Here is a 13,667-nt window from a genome sequence, read left to right on the forward strand (position 1 = left end):
GCTACGATGTACATCGTTTACCTGAACTATTTCCGCCCGATTGAGGACGTCGAGGCCCTGCTGGCTCCGCACATTACGTGGCTGGATCAGCATTTTAACAGCGGCGACTTTATCGCTGCGGGCCGAAAGGATCCGCGTACCGGCGGCATGATTATGGTCAAAGCAATGCCGCGCGCCCGGTTAGATCACATTCTGGCGGACGATCCTTTCGTTGCGGTGGCCCATTACGAGGTCACTAACGTCAACATCACGCGCGCAGCCGATGAAGTCGCGGTCCTCAAAGGTTATTAGCACGTCAGTGTGACCGACAGAAGAAGCAGGCTCTTCTGTCGGTTCAGGTAAAGTCAGACAGCTTTTGCCCCGCGTTGATAAGCGTTTTTAACAGCATCTGACGTCGCTCCTCGGGCGTATCCCGACTGACCATAAAACAAATCGCGGCCACGGCCAGATCGTTTCGGGCGCGAATCGGGGCGGCCATACAACAGGTAAAACTTTCAGACAGCCCTTCCGTCATCGAATAGCCCTGATGGCCCGCCCGATGAATATCGGTCAGAAAAGCCTGCTTATCTAAGACGTTACCATTGGCCAGCCGGTAATCCTCCTCGGGGATCAGGGCCAGAATCGCCTCATCACTCCAGTTACTCAACAGCAGACGGCCCGTTGCGGTCCAGGGAATCGGAATTTTAACGCCGATGTCTGAGGTGATTTTGAAAGGATGCGCATTGCTCTCTGACAGCACCACCGTATATTTATTGCCTTCCAGCATGCACAGCTGCACGGTTTCGCCATGCTCAGCAACCATCTCGATCATTAATTGATGCGCGCGGCGAATCAGAGGATTGTGCGCCATGTAGTCCGCACCGTAATAGTGCATTTCGCGGCCAAAATACACGCTGCCTTCTGCATCCAGTTCAACCAGCCCTGCCTCACTCAGCAGATTAACCAGTTCATAAACGCTGGAACGCGGCGCACCGGTCGCTTCAATCAGTTCGCGCATCGCCATCGGCTGGCGGGCAATATGCAGCTGACGGAAAATATCAATTACGCGGTCCACGCCGCGCGCTCTGGCGGGTTTATCTTCCTGCATACCACTTTTCTCCTACCGGCATCGCCACGTTAAATCGGTTCAGGCCGCCATCATACACAGCCAACATGTTTTTACCTGAGTACGCGCACAATAACCATCCTTTTCTTTTTTCTCCTGATGCTAATTATTGGGGCACCAAAAACGCGCACGCTGAATTAAAAAAAGAGACATCGATCACTTTTAATTTAAAAAACTAATCATTGATAAAAAATATTCGTGAGCCATACGTTAATGCTAAAAAATAATCCCGTTACTCGCTATTGCAAAATAATTAACATTGTGCAAATCTCGACCTATCCGGTATTGCAGATTTAATTCCGGTATACCAGACAAAGCAAGGTGACGATTTTAAGGGCATAAGTATGACTATCAAGCGTTACGGTACGGAAGGCGGCGTCGGAACCGGAGGACAAAAACTGCCTTTTGCACGTGCGGTCGAAGCCGATGGCTGGCTTTATATCTCCGGACAAACACCGATGACAGGCGGTGAAGTCGTAGAGGGCGGCATCATTGAGCAAACACGGCTGGCCTTTGAAAACTGCCTGACCATCATGCGGGAAGCGGGTTATCAGATTAAGGACGTGGTGCATGTGACGGCGGTCCTGACGGATGCCCGGTACTTTAGTTCATTTAATAAAGTGTTTAGTGAACTTTTTCACGACCATCCGCCCGCCCGAATCTGCAGCGTGCAGGACCTGGTTGTGGATTGCAAAGTCGAAGTCGATATGACGTGTTTTAATGCCGGACGAAAATAATAGCTGCGGTTTATTCGCCTGGTAAAAATAAACGCATCCAACAGAAAAGCCATAATTAAAAATATCCCGCCACATTATTTAATAATGTTGGTGATATCCCTCTTTTATTTGAGAGAAGAAATATGAATACCACTTTCCAGCAAAATGTATTCGTCCGGCTCCTTCCCGCTCTGCTCACCGTCGCGGCGCTGACCGGTTGTACACCGACCGAAAATAAAAACGAAACCGCAGGTGCAGCACCGCCATCCACGCTACAAACCGTTCTTCAGCGCGGCACATTGCGGGTGGGCGATTGCCTGAGTTTTGCACCGTTCGGTTTTTACGATAAAGCGGGTAATCCGGATGGTTACGATGTCGACCTGGCGAAAGCGCTGGCAAAAGAGATGGGCGTCAAACTGGAAATGGTGAATACCACCAGCGCTAACCGTATTCCCAATCTGCAAACCAACAAAGTGGATGTCGTGTTCTGTAATTTCACCCGTAACCTGACGCGCGCGAAAGAGATTGGCTTTACTCAGCCCTACGTGGTGGCCAGTGAAGCCATGCTGGTGCGTAAAGCGAGCGGGATCAAATCGGCCCACGACATGGCGGGCAAAACCATTGCGACCGTGAAAGGCTCGACCAACGGCGACGAAGTACGCAGCATGGGGATCGACGTGAAGATTCAGGAATATGACTCTTCTCAGGCCGCTATCCTGGCGGTGAAACAGGGACAAGCCGATGCGATGATTGAGGATAACAACTTCCTCGCCTACCAGGCCAAGCTCGATCCGACGCTGGAAGTGACAAACGAAGCGCTGGTCCCGCTGGAATATAACGCGTTTGGTGTTAAACAGGGCGATCAGATCTGGACGAACTACCTCAACGAGTTCCTGTTTGAAATTAATGCATCCGGTGAGAATGCCCAGCTCTACCAGAAATGGTTTGGCAGTAAACCTCGCTATCCGCTGAATCCGCAGTTCTGACCAGAGAGGACGCAGGTGATGTCCTGCGTCCTGTTAAGGAGGCTTCCTATGCGCTATCAATGGCTGACACTCTGGCAGTATGCCGACACCTTTCTCGCCGCGACCTGGCTGACGCTTCAGGTGACGCTGCTGGCGTTTATGCTGGCGCTGGCGCTGGGATTGCTGGCTGCCGTGGCAAAAGCCGCCCGCTTTGCGCCTGTTCGCTGGCTGAGCCACGGCTATGTTGAATTTATCCGTAACACGCCCGTGCTGTTGCAAATATTCATCGTGTTCTTTGGGCTGCCTTCGCTGGGCATCACCATGAGTGCGTTTACGGCGGGTGTGCTGGCGTTGGGCATTAACGTCGGAGCCTATCTGGCCGAGATTTTCCGGGCCGGGATTCAGTCGGTTCCTAAAGGTCAGCTCGAAGCCGCCTGGATTTTGGGCATCAGCCGCCGCCAGATGTTTATCAATGTGGTCATGCCCCAGGCAGCGCGCGCGGTCTGGCCCGCTATCGTGAATAACCTGATTCAACTGTTGCTGGGCACCTCACTGCTGTCAGCGATTGCGTTGCCGGAACTGACGGGCACAGCCACCGTGATTAACGCCCGGACGCTGCTCTACATCCAGACCTTTAGCGTTGTCGCGCTGGTCTACCTGTTTCTCAGCAACCTGTTCTCGTGGTTAGGGACGGTTGCGGGACGTCGGCTGTTCATGCCACCGCTGGTCGTCGCCGTAAAAAGGCCGCTCTGGTCACAGGCCAGAAAAATGCTGTCACCTTCCGCTAAACAGGAGCCGGTCCAATGAGCGAACTGATTCTCAGCAGCCTGCCATTGTTGTGGCGCGGTCTGATAATTACGTTGTTGCTGTCGGTTGCCGCCATTGTCGGCAGTACCTTGCTTGGCCTTCTGGCCGCCGTCTTGCGGACCAGCCGTCTGCCTGTCGCCCGGCAGATTGCGGTGATCTATACCGAGCTGTTTCGCGGCACACCGGTTTTGATCACGCTGATGTTTATCTACTTTGGCGTGGCGTATTTTGGCTATGACATCAACCTGTTTGCCGCAGGCATTTTGGGGCTGAGCATTTATCAGGGCGCATACATTGCCGAGATCTTTCGTGGTGGCATTGAGGCGGTCCCGAAAGGCCAGTGGGAGGTTTCCTGGATCCTCGGCCTGTCCAGACGACAGACCTTCACCAGCGTTATCCTGCCGCAAACCCGTGGGATCGTCTTGCCCCCGCTTGTCGGCCAGTATCTGTCGCTCATCAAAGATACCTCGATTGTCAGCATGATCGGCATGTCTGAACTGATGCATCAGGGCCAGGCCATCGTTGATCGTATCGGGCAGCCGGTGCTGATTTATGGTCTGGTCGCCCTGCTCTACTTCGCGCTTTGTTACCCGCTTTCTCGCTGGGTGCAACACCAGCAAACCAGGAACCCGTTATGATGAAAAATGCAGCCATTACCCTGAGCCGGATCACGAAGTCATTCGGCGCGACTCAGGTTCTGAAAGAAATCAGTCTGGATGTCTCGCCGGGCGAGGTTCTGGTGCTGATCGGAGCGTCCGGTTCGGGTAAAAGTACGGTACTGCGCATTATGAGCGGTCTGGAAAAAGCCGACGGCGGCGAAATTTGGGTTAACGGCATACCGCTGCACGATCAAAAACGGAGTCGCGATATCTGTGGGCACGTCGGCATGGTGTTTCAGCAGTTCAATCTGTTTCCCCACAAAACGGCACTGGGCAACGTCACGCTGGCCTTGATTAAAGCTCAGAAACTCTCCGTCGCAGAGGCAAACGCGCGCGGCATGGCCGCGCTGGAACGCGTCGGACTGGCTGACCGCGCCGGCCACTATCCTTCTCAGCTTTCGGGCGGACAACAGCAACGTGTGGCTATCGCACGCGCGCTGGCGGTACAGCCCAAAATCATGTTTTTCGACGAAGCGACCTCCGCACTCGATCCCGAATTAGTCGGCGAAGTCATGGAAGTCATGCGCGGGCTGGCGCGTGAAGGAATGACCATGGTTGTGGTGACGCATGAGATGGGCTTTGCCCGCAAAACCGCTGACCGGGTGGTGTTTATGGATCAGGGCGTAATTGCCGAACAGGGCACACCAGACGCCATTTTCGGGCATCCCCAGAATCCACGCACGCAACAGTTTCTGTCACGCGTTCTTGAGCATTAAGGAGCCGCTATGTCTTTACGTCTTCCGCTAAACGCGGATGCCACGCTGGATGCCGCGCAGCCATCGCCCCGTTTTAAATCCGTTGCCGGTAACGGCGCGGCGCCGCTTGAGATCGGCACCGACGTCCTGCGCAGCGCAGCAGTGTTTTCGCCGGTGATGGTCATGAAACAGGCCGCACTGGAGAATAACCTGCAGCAACTCGCGGCATTCTGTCGCGAAAAAGGTGTCATGCTGGCGGCGCACGGTAAAACGTCGATGGCACCGACTATCTTACGGCGAGCTGTCAGTCAGGGCGGTGCATGGGGCATCAGCGCCGCCACGCCCGCTCAGGTCCGTGCCCTGCGACACTTTGGTATCCGCAATGTCTTTCTGGCAAACGAGTTAGTCGATCCTGCCGGTATTCGCTGGATCGGTGAATGGCAGCGCCAGCATCCTGACCACGGCTTTCTCTGTTATGTGGACTCACTGGCGGGCATCACGCTGCTGGAAGAGAACCTAGGCGATACGGCCATTGCCGTGTTGATTGAAGTATCGATTCCCGGCGGCAGAACAGGATGCCGAACCGAGGAGGAAGTGCTGAGGATAGCTGAACGCATCGCCCGGAGTCGCCACCTGCAGCTTGTCGGTGTCGCGGGCTATGAAGGGGCGCTGGGTGCCGCGCGTGATGCAGCGGGCGTGGCGTTAATTCAGCACTACTGCAACGTCATGTTATCTACCGCCACTCTGCTGGCTGAACGCCAGCTGTTTCAGAGTGAGACCATTCTGCTGAGCGCCGGTGGGGGTGCCTGGTTTGATGTGGTGACAGCGTGCTTTACCCAGGCCACGCTGCCGCTACCGGTTCAGCCTTTAATTCGCTCGGGTGCGTATATGGCACACGACAGCGGTCTCTATTCCCGTATCGCCCCCTTTGCGCAGCCGGGCTCAGGCCACCATTTTGAAGCCGCGCTGGAAATCTGGGGACGCGTACTGTCCCGTCCGGAACCGGGACTGGCGCTGCTGGACTTTGGCCGACGCGATGTCCCTTTCGATCAGGATTTACCTGTCCCGCTGTGGATGCGTGCCGCTGACGGCAGCGCACCGCGATCCGGCACGCATCTGTCGATCAGCGAGGTTAACGATCAGCATGCCTATCTGCGCCTTCCCGCGGATGAATCCCTTCAGCCGGGCGACTGGGTAGGATGCGGTATTTCTCATCCCTGTACCGCTTTTGATAAGTGGCGCTACCTTCCGCTGGTCGATGACGACTACCGCGTCGTGGACAGCGTAGAAACCGCGTTCTGACCGCAGAGAATCTCCACCGCTGAGGCCGCGACCCGGCCCATAACAAAACGGGCGATTCATCCGAATCGCCCGTTTTGTTATGCTGTCTTCATCAGCCTTCGTGCAAGCCGCACTCGCGTTTCAGGCCAAAGAAACGTGTTTCTTCTTCCGCCATGCCCGGCTCCCACTTACGCGTGGTGTGCGTATCTCCCACCGACAGGTAGCCTTCGTCCCACAACGGATGGTATTTCAGATTATGGGTTTGCAGATACTGATGAACCTGGCGGTTATCCCAGTCAATAATCGGCAGCACTTTAAACACACCGCGCTGAACGCCCAGCACCGGCAGACTGGCACGACTGCCTGACTGATCGCGACGCAGGCCCGCAAACCAGGTCTGGGCGCCCAGCGTTTCCAGTGCCCGGTTCATCGGCTCAACTTTGTTGATTTGGTTGTACTGCTCAATGCCTTCAACCCCTTGTTCCCACAGCTTGCCATAACGCGCTTCCTGCCAGGCAGGCGACGTTTCGGCGCGGAACACCTTCAGGTTGAGATTGAGCTGGTCGGCCAGCTCATCTATAAAGCGATACGTTTCCGGAAACAGATAGCCCGTATCCGTGAGGATAACCGGAATATCGGGTTGCACACGCGTGACCAGATGTAGCGATACGGCAGCCTGAATACCAAAGCTGGACGAGAGCACATAAGCACCCGGCAGGTTTTCCAGTGCCCAGCTTACGCGTTCTTCCGCAGAGGCTTTTTCCAGTTGGGCATTCGTCGCGGCCAGCGCCATCGCGCGCTGGACCTTCGACATCGCATTCAGTGCTGCAAGATCGATACTCATTTTGCCTCCTGCCAGAAGTCGCGCGCAGGGTCCTGCACCGGTGCAACGATGCCCGCACGGATCACGAAGTCGCCAAAGCCTTCTGCGGCCTCGCGCTCTTTCGCCCAGCGCCCTACCAGCTCATCAATTGTGGCGAGAATTTCAGGTTCGGTAATGTTTTCACGGTACATACGTGGGATGCGCGTGCCGATACGGTTACCCCCAATGTGCAGGTTGTAACGCCCTGGCGCTTTCCCGACCAGGCCCACTTCTGCCAGCATCGCACGGCCACAGCCGTTCGGACAACCGGTAACGCGTAGCACGATGTGCTCTTCACCGACGCCGTGATTGTGCATGATCGCTTCAACCCGGGTGACGAAAGACGGCAGGAAACGTTCAGCCTCCGCCATAGCCAGTGGACAGGTCGGAAACGCCACGCAGGCCATTGAGTTTTCTCGCTGAGGCGTCACGTTTTCCATCAGGCCATGTTCACGGGCAATCGCCTCAATCTGCGCTTTCTGGCTTTCTGGCACGCCCGCCACGATCAGATTCTGGTTGGCGGTCAGGCGGAAATCGCCCTGATGGATTTTGGCGATTTCGGCGATGCCGCTTTTTAACGGACGTCCCGGATAATCCAGCAGACGGCCGTTTTCAATGAACAGCGTCAGATGCCATTTGTTGTCGATACCTTTGATCCAGCCGAAACGATCGCCGCGTGTAGTGAATTCGTAAGGGCGCGTCGGCTCAAACATCACACCGGCGCGCTTCTCAACTTCGGCCTTAAAGGTGTCAACGCCCACGCGCTCCAGCGTGTATTTGGTTTTGGCGTTTTTACGATCGGTACGGTTGCCCCAGTCGCGCTGCGTGGTAACCACCGCCGCGGCGACGTCCAGAATCTTCTCTACCGGAAAATAGCCGAATTCGCTGGCGGTACGGGCATAGGTCGCTTTGTTACCGTGCTCAATGGACAAACCGCCGCCCACCAGCAGGTTAAAGCCGACCAGCTTGCCGTTTTCCGCAATGGCAATAAAGTTCAGATCGTTAGCGTGCAGATCGACATCATTGTGCGGCGGGATCACCACCGTGGTTTTAAACTTACGCGGCAGGTAGGTTTCCCCCAGGATCGGCTCTTCGTCGGTTGTGGCGACTTTCTCCTGATCCCACCAGATCTCAGCATAGGCGCGGGTTTGCGGCAGCAGATGTTCTGACAGCTTTTTCGCCCATTCGTAGGCTTCCTGATGCAACGCGGATTCCACCGGGTTGGAGGTACACAGGACGTTACGGTTAACGTCATTCGCCGTCGCCAGCGCATCCAGCCCCACTTCGTGCAACATCTGATGCGTAGGTTTGACGTTCTTTTTCAGGATGCCGTGAAACTGGAACGTCTGACGGTTCGTCAGACGAATGCTGCCGTAAAGCGTTTTCTCGGTGGCAAACTTATCGATCGCCAGCCACTGGGTCGGCGTAATAATCCCACCCGGCAGGCGGCAGCGCAGCATCATGGCATGGCGCGGTTCCAGCTTTTGCTCGGCGCGTTCTGCGCGAATATCGCGATCATCCTGCTGGTACATGCCGTGAAAACGGATCAGCAGGAAGTTGTCGCCGCTGAAACCACCGGTCAGTCCATCCTCAAGATCGTCAAGAATGGTTCCACGCAGGTAATTGCTCTCTTTTTTTAACCGCTCTGCATCCGTCAGTTTGCCTTCAACCACCAGCGGTCCAGGGTATTTTTCAGTCATTAGTAAACGTCTCGCTGATAGCGGCGCTCAATGCGCAGCTCACTTAAAAATTCGTCAGCCGTTTCACGATCCATAGCACCGTGCTCGACCACCACATCCAGTAACGCCTGCTCAACGTCTTTTGCCATGCGATTTGCATCGCCGCAGACATACAGGTGCGCGCCATCCTGAATCCAGCGCCAGACTTCCGCACCCTTCGCGCGGATTTTATCTTGTACATATATTTTCTCTGCCTGATCGCGCGACCAGGCCAGATCGATGTGCGTTAACAGGCCGTCTTTAACATATTTCTGCCATTCCACCTGATACAGAAAGTCATCCGTAAAGTGCGGATTGCCAAAGAACAGCCAGTTTTTCCCGCTGGCCCCATCGTTATCACGCTGTTGCATAAAGGCGCGGAACGGGGCGATTCCGGTGCCCGGACCAATCATGATCACAGGTGCATCGGGATTCTCCGGCAGGCGGAAGTTATCATTATGTTCGATAAACACCCGGACTTCGCCGTCTTCTTCAACACGGTCTGCCAGCCAGGTTGATGCGCCGCCGCCGCGCTGACGTCCTTCGATATCAAAACGTACCGCACCCACGGTGATATGCACTTCGGTATCGGTCTCCGCCTGCGAAGAGGCAATGGAATACAAGCGCGGGGTTAAGGGACGCAGCAGGCCGGTCAGCTGCTCAGCCGTCAGTTGCGCAGGCGCCAGGCGAACCATATCGACAATCGGATAACGTTGCGCGTACTGTTGAAGTTTAGCTTTGTCATCCACCAGCGACAGCAGTTCATCGTTGCGGGATAAAGTGGCGTACTGCGCCACAATTTGCGCGGTGTTGACCGTTAACTCGAAATGTTTCTGCAGCGCCTCTGCCAGCGGCAGCGTCTGGCCCTGTACGTCAACCGGCTCATCGCCTTTTAACCACACCAGCTCCAGCAGTTCGCTGACCAACGCGGCATCGTTTTCATACCAGACGCCCAGCGCATCGCCGGGCTGGTAGCGCAAACCGGAATCGCCCAAATCAATTTCGATATGGCGGACGTCTTTATCCGAATCGCGGCCGGTGATTTTCTGATTGACCGATAAACTCGCGCTGAGGGGCTGCGTTTTGGAATAGGGGCTGGTGGACACTTCATTGACGCTGCCCGCCACGGTTGCCGCCGCCTGTGCGGGCGAGGCCGTCGGGACCCGTGCTTTCAGAATGTCGGTGAGCGCCTTGCGCCAGGCGCTGGCCTGCTCAGCATAGTCAACATCGGCATCAACCCGATCCAGCAGGCGTTCCGCCCCCAGCTCAGCCAGCCGTGTATCGAAATCTTTGCCCGCCTTGCTGAAGAATTCATAGGAAGTGTCGCCCAGACCCAGTACGGCAAAAGCCGCACCGTCCATTTTGGGCGCTTTTTTCGACATCAGGAATTTATGCAGCGCAACGGCTTCTTCCGGCGGCTCGCCTTCCCCTTGCGTGGAGGTCACCACAATCAGCAGCTTTTCCTGGCCGATTTGTTTAAATTTGTAGTCGCCGGCGTTTACCAGATTCACGGTCAGCTTTGCGGCCTGCAGGTCATCGCGGAGCTGTTCAGCCACCCGACGGGCGTTGCCGGTTTGCGAGGCGGAAAGCAGCGTAATCGCGGGCGCTTCAGGCTGTGCCGGAGCGCTGGCCACCGCCTGACCAGGCGCATGATTGACTTTGCCCCAGAAGTAGCCGGAGAGCCACGCCATTTGAGTGGTGGAAAAATCTGTCGTTGCTGCCTCTAAACGGGCAAGTTGCTCCAGAGAGAGCGGAAGCAGTGAACCTGGTGCCTGAGTCGTCATCGCGATAAAAATTCCAGTAGCAGAAATCCGGACCGAATAGTGGCGGAAGAGAGAGAAGGGTACAGCCAGCTATATTAACGATTAAAGACGCCTTCGACATATCAAATAACCAAAATGACTAAATGGTTTTTCAGATACAATTAATCGTTAAAAGTGGTAATTCTGACAGTCATCAACAGACTCAGGTAATCATCCTTCCCGCTCTGATTAATGGCGGGTGATTGCCCTGAATACGTGGCATAACGAATTGCCAACGCGACGATACGAGAGGATCGGGTGCCTGAGACAGTAACTGCATTATCGCCTGCGCTGACAGAGCGAATCCTGGATAAACTGGGCCTGGATCACTCCCCTGCCCCAGATGCGGCCGGACTTCAGGCGCTTTACCGCGCCTGGTGCCAGAAGGTGCCCTTCGACAATATCCGCCGGCGCATTCTCGCGGACGATCCTCCTTCCCAACCGTTGCCCGGCACCACGGCCGACGATTTTTTCACGCACTGGCTACAATTTGGCACCGGCGGCACCTGCTGGGCCGGTCATGGCGCACTCTTTGCGCTGCTCATGCAACTGGGATTTCGTGCGCAACTCGGTGTATCCAGGATGCTGTCCTCGCGTCCGTCCCCCGTCGATTCTCCCGGTCATGGTCTGCTGTTGGTCACCCTCAACGATCGTCCTCTGGTGGTGGATGCTACGATGCTTCATGACCATCCGCTGCCGCTTGAGGTGGCAGAGTATGCGCATCCCGTCTGGGGCACGCAGGTTCATCAGCAGGGCGACAGTTGGTTGATTAACTGGAAGCCGTTAGGTCGGGCAAGGCTGGATTGTCAGCTCCTGGCGCTTAATATCCCCTTCGCTGACTTTCAGGCGCGCCATCAAAAAAGCCGCAACACCAGTCGCTTTGACGGTGCACTGCTGATTCGTCGGGCAGGTCATGAAACACTCACCGGCATCGTTAAAGGTGAGCAGGTAGTAAGAGCCCAGGACGGAAGCGAAAGCTTCACGCCGCTGTCACAATCACAACAACATCAGTTGTTAATTGAACATTTCGGTATCGCCGAAGAAATCGTGGCGCGTCTTCCCGCCGACGTGTCGCACAACGGTTAACGGCTTTATGCCGGGTTAACGCCCTGATGCGCTTAACCATTCTGGCGATTGGCTGAGCAAACTGCGCTTAACGGGTGCGAAAAAGCTGCTTTTCAGGTAGAATTCGGCCCGTTTTTAATGCCTGAGAGCGATTATGTCTACCACGTTATTTAAAGAGTTCCAGTTCGAAGCCGCACACCATTTACCTAATGTACCGGCCGGACACAAATGCGGTCGTTTGCACGGTCACTCCTTCCTGGTGCGTCTGGAAATCACCGGCGAAGTGGATGCGCATACCGGCTGGGTGATGGATTTTGCCGAACTGAAAGCGGCCTTTAAACCCCTTTATGACCGGCTTGATCATTATTACCTCAATGACATTCCGGGACTGGAGAATCCGACCAGCGAAGTGCTGGCCAAATGGATTTGGGATCATATGAAGCCTCGCCTGCCGTTACTGAGCGCGGTCATGATCAAAGAAACCTGCACCGCAGGCTGTACCTACCGCGGTTAACCGGCCGCCCTTCGCCAACGGGCGGCTGATCGGGCACAGGGTTGATCAGTCGGCAGGGTTGCTGACATGTGCATTGTAACGTTCCGTCGGCTGTCATCCCGCTGTCATCTTTACCGACCAGGCTGTTCTCTCCTTCATTAAAGATCATGAGAATCAACAATGAACCTGAGAAAGCCTTTTCTGGCCTTGTCCGTTTTTATCACTGCCTCTGCCGCCGTGCAGGCGGAAAACATCCTTAACTTCCCGCAACCCGAAACGCTGCCGGACGCCTTCTATGCCGTCACGGAAATTCCGGCAGGCGGCATCATTAAATATGAAACCGATGCGAAAACCGGTTTCATCGTTGCCGACCGTTTTCAGTCCATGCCGGTTGCATATCCGGCTAACTACGGTTCGCTGACGCAATCACTGGGCGGTGATAACGATCCGCTGGATGTGATCTTCTATACGCGCGCCCCACTCGCCCCCGGGACACTCATTAAACTGCGCCCGATTGGCGTACTGAAAATGATCGACGGCGGCGAAGTGGATGACAAAATTGTCGCCGTACCCGCCAGTCATGTCGATCCAACCTATGATGCGATTCAGACGGTAGCCGATTTGCCCAAAATGGAGCAGCAGCGGCTGGAGGCTTTTTTTCGCGTTTACAAGGAACTGCCCGAGGGCCGTAAGAAGGTTGAGCTGAAAGGGTTTGAAGACGCGAACGCCGCAAAAGCGGAGATTAAGCAGGCTTATGAAACCTGGAAAGCGAAACAGTAAATGAAAAAGGCGGCCAGGGCCGCCTTTTTGCTGTCAGGCAATATTCAGGTATTTATGCGTCTGCATCGACAGGCGCCAGTTGCGCGCAATGCAGGTTTCGATACACAGTTTAGTCGCATCATCTTTGCGACTGATCGGCTGCAGCGCAATAATGCGCGCTTTCGTGTCCTGAATCCCGGCCAGTAAATCGTCTAAGGCCTCCACATCACGTTGCCGTGCTACCGGATGTTTGATCTCATCTGCACGGCTCAGCGCCTGTGCCAGGACATCATAACCGCCGCGCATATTAACCTTCGGCGACACGGTCACCCAGGTTTGTGCAGAGCAGTGGATTTCGTGGGTCCCGCTGGTTTCGATCTGGCACTGAAACCCTGCGGCTTCCAGCGCGTCGGTCAGTGGGCGCAAATCGTAGATGGCCGGTTCTCCGCCGGTGATCACAATGTGACGGGCCGTCCAGCCCTGTTGCGCGATGCTGCTGAGCAGCATTGGCACATCCGCGTTGCCCCAGGCATCGCTTTCCACCGTTTTAACCAGAATATCGCCTAATGCTGTTTCCCGATCCGCCTGTTTTTCCCAGGTGTGTTTGGTGTCACACCAACTGCATCCTACCGGACATCCCTGTAAGCGGATGAAAATCGCCGGCACGCCGGTGTAATAGCCTTCGCCTTGCAGCGTCTGGAACATTTCGTTAATCGGGTACTGCATAATCATCTCTGTGA

At 55.4% G+C, this 13,667-nt stretch carries 15 protein-coding genes; 10 read left to right on the forward strand and 5 right to left on the reverse strand.

Features of this window, described 5'->3' with window-relative positions:
* Window positions 1-6 precede the first annotated feature (6 nt).
* A complete protein-coding gene (locus RAC60_RS13600) occupies window positions 7-291 on the forward strand; it encodes a YciI family protein (protein ID WP_033739545.1) in 285 nt (94 codons plus the stop codon).
* 43 nt (window positions 292-334) lie between these two features.
* Here RAC60_RS13600 and RAC60_RS13605 read toward each other — a convergent pair whose 3' ends face one another.
* The gene (locus RAC60_RS13605; protein WP_033739547.1) at window positions 335-1,087 is read right to left on the reverse strand and encodes an IclR family transcriptional regulator; all 753 of its coding nucleotides are present in this window, start codon (window positions 1,085-1,087) and stop codon (window positions 335-337) included.
* A 362-nt stretch (window positions 1,088-1,449) separates the two neighbouring features.
* Here RAC60_RS13605 and RAC60_RS13610 point away from each other — a divergent pair, with 362 nt between their 5' ends.
* The 6 genes from RAC60_RS13610 (at window position 1,450) to RAC60_RS13635 (ending at window position 6,249) form a co-directional block, all read left to right on the forward strand.
* Entirely contained in the window at window positions 1,450-1,842 is a 393-nt protein-coding gene (locus RAC60_RS13610) for a RidA family protein (RefSeq protein ID WP_033739549.1), read from the forward strand.
* Between the two features lie 122 nt (window positions 1,843-1,964).
* Window positions 1,965-2,807 (forward strand): transporter substrate-binding domain-containing protein, encoded by an 843-nt coding sequence (locus tag RAC60_RS13615; protein WP_039338353.1) that lies wholly within the window; start codon window positions 1,965-1,967, stop codon window positions 2,805-2,807.
* Window positions 2,808-2,855: 48 nt separating this feature from the next.
* Complete coding sequence (locus tag RAC60_RS13620; protein ID WP_039338355.1) at window positions 2,856-3,593, forward strand: amino acid ABC transporter permease; 738 nt, start codon at window positions 2,856-2,858, stop codon at window positions 3,591-3,593.
* A complete protein-coding gene (locus RAC60_RS13625; RefSeq protein ID WP_006120747.1) occupies window positions 3,590-4,231 on the forward strand; it encodes an amino acid ABC transporter permease in 642 nt (213 codons plus the stop codon). Before RAC60_RS13620 ends, RAC60_RS13625 begins: the two co-directional genes overlap by 4 nt.
* Window positions 4,231-4,968: an amino acid ABC transporter ATP-binding protein gene (locus tag RAC60_RS13630; RefSeq protein ID WP_033739676.1), complete on the forward strand. Its 738-nt coding sequence runs from the start codon at window positions 4,231-4,233 to the stop codon at window positions 4,966-4,968. The genes RAC60_RS13625 and RAC60_RS13630 overlap by 1 nt, the downstream gene beginning before the upstream one ends.
* A gap of 9 nt (window positions 4,969-4,977) precedes the next feature.
* Window positions 4,978-6,249, forward strand: a complete 1,272-nt coding sequence (locus RAC60_RS13635; RefSeq protein ID WP_375093910.1) for an alanine racemase — start codon at window positions 4,978-4,980, stop codon at window positions 6,247-6,249.
* 91 nt (window positions 6,250-6,340) lie between these two features.
* Here the strand turns inward: RAC60_RS13635 and RAC60_RS13640 are convergent, their stop codons facing one another.
* From RAC60_RS13640 to cysJ, 3 genes are read right to left on the reverse strand one after another with little or no spacing between them, the layout of a single operon-like run.
* A complete protein-coding gene (locus RAC60_RS13640) occupies window positions 6,341-7,072 on the reverse strand; it encodes a phosphoadenylyl-sulfate reductase (protein WP_006120753.1) in 732 nt (243 codons plus the stop codon).
* Entirely contained in the window at window positions 7,069-8,790 is a 1,722-nt protein-coding gene (cysI, locus tag RAC60_RS13645; protein ID WP_324029889.1) for an assimilatory sulfite reductase (NADPH) hemoprotein subunit, read from the reverse strand. Before cysI ends, RAC60_RS13640 begins: the two co-directional genes overlap by 4 nt.
* Complete coding sequence (gene cysJ, locus RAC60_RS13650) at window positions 8,790-10,592, reverse strand: NADPH-dependent assimilatory sulfite reductase flavoprotein subunit (RefSeq protein ID WP_375093911.1); 1,803 nt, start codon at window positions 10,590-10,592, stop codon at window positions 8,790-8,792. The genes cysI and cysJ overlap by 1 nt, the downstream gene beginning before the upstream one ends.
* 276 nt (window positions 10,593-10,868) lie before the next feature.
* On the opposite strand from cysJ, the gene RAC60_RS13655 reads away from it, so the two are divergent.
* The 3 genes from RAC60_RS13655 to RAC60_RS13665 all read left to right on the forward strand — a co-directional run bounded on the left by RAC60_RS13655 (window position 10,869) and on the right by RAC60_RS13665 (window position 12,948).
* Complete coding sequence (locus tag RAC60_RS13655) at window positions 10,869-11,696, forward strand: arylamine N-acetyltransferase (protein ID WP_375093912.1); 828 nt, start codon at window positions 10,869-10,871, stop codon at window positions 11,694-11,696.
* A gap of 133 nt (window positions 11,697-11,829) precedes the next feature.
* Complete coding sequence (queD, locus tag RAC60_RS13660) at window positions 11,830-12,189, forward strand: 6-carboxytetrahydropterin synthase QueD (RefSeq protein WP_006120757.1); 360 nt, start codon at window positions 11,830-11,832, stop codon at window positions 12,187-12,189.
* A gap of 159 nt (window positions 12,190-12,348) precedes the next feature.
* Entirely contained in the window at window positions 12,349-12,948 is a 600-nt protein-coding gene (locus RAC60_RS13665) for an inorganic diphosphatase (RefSeq protein ID WP_039338364.1), read from the forward strand.
* 33 nt (window positions 12,949-12,981) lie between these two features.
* Here the strand turns inward: RAC60_RS13665 and queE are convergent, their stop codons facing one another.
* Entirely contained in the window at window positions 12,982-13,653 is a 672-nt protein-coding gene (gene queE, locus RAC60_RS13670; protein WP_006120759.1) for a 7-carboxy-7-deazaguanine synthase QueE, read from the reverse strand.
* Window positions 13,654-13,667 lie beyond the last annotated feature (14 nt).

This window comes from Pantoea sp. BR_17, assembly GCF_041955125.1.
GTDB classification, from domain to species: Bacteria; Pseudomonadota; Gammaproteobacteria; order Enterobacterales; family Enterobacteriaceae; genus Pantoea; species Pantoea stewartii.

Excerpts from the sequence above, each read along its gene's own strand:
- RAC60_RS13600 (WP_033739545.1), top strand. The coding sequence starts at position 7 with ATGTACATCGTTTACCTGAACTATTTCCGCCCGATTGAGGACGTCGAG.
- RAC60_RS13605 (WP_033739547.1), bottom strand. The coding sequence starts at position 1,087 with ATGCAGGAAGATAAACCCGCCAGAGCGCGCGGCGTGGACCGCGTAATT.
- RAC60_RS13610 (WP_033739549.1), top strand. The coding sequence starts at position 1,450 with ATGACTATCAAGCGTTACGGTACGGAAGGCGGCGTCGGAACCGGAGGA.
- RAC60_RS13615 (WP_039338353.1), top strand. The coding sequence starts at position 1,965 with ATGAATACCACTTTCCAGCAAAATGTATTCGTCCGGCTCCTTCCCGCT.
- RAC60_RS13620 (WP_039338355.1), top strand. The coding sequence starts at position 2,856 with ATGCGCTATCAATGGCTGACACTCTGGCAGTATGCCGACACCTTTCTC.
- RAC60_RS13625 (WP_006120747.1), top strand. The coding sequence starts at position 3,590 with ATGAGCGAACTGATTCTCAGCAGCCTGCCATTGTTGTGGCGCGGTCTG.
- RAC60_RS13630 (WP_033739676.1), top strand. The coding sequence starts at position 4,231 with ATGAAAAATGCAGCCATTACCCTGAGCCGGATCACGAAGTCATTCGGC.
- RAC60_RS13635 (WP_375093910.1), top strand. The coding sequence starts at position 4,978 with ATGTCTTTACGTCTTCCGCTAAACGCGGATGCCACGCTGGATGCCGCG.
- RAC60_RS13640 (WP_006120753.1), bottom strand. The coding sequence starts at position 7,072 with ATGAGTATCGATCTTGCAGCACTGAATGCGATGTCGAAGGTCCAGCGC.
- cysI (WP_324029889.1), bottom strand. The coding sequence starts at position 8,790 with ATGACTGAAAAATACCCTGGACCGCTGGTGGTTGAAGGCAAACTGACG.
- cysJ (WP_375093911.1), bottom strand. The coding sequence starts at position 10,592 with ATGACGACTCAGGCACCAGGTTCACTGCTTCCGCTCTCTCTGGAGCAA.
- queD (WP_006120757.1), top strand. The coding sequence starts at position 11,830 with ATGTCTACCACGTTATTTAAAGAGTTCCAGTTCGAAGCCGCACACCAT.
- RAC60_RS13665 (WP_039338364.1), top strand. The coding sequence starts at position 12,349 with ATGAACCTGAGAAAGCCTTTTCTGGCCTTGTCCGTTTTTATCACTGCC.
- queE (WP_006120759.1), bottom strand. The coding sequence starts at position 13,653 with ATGCAGTACCCGATTAACGAAATGTTCCAGACGCTGCAAGGCGAAGGC.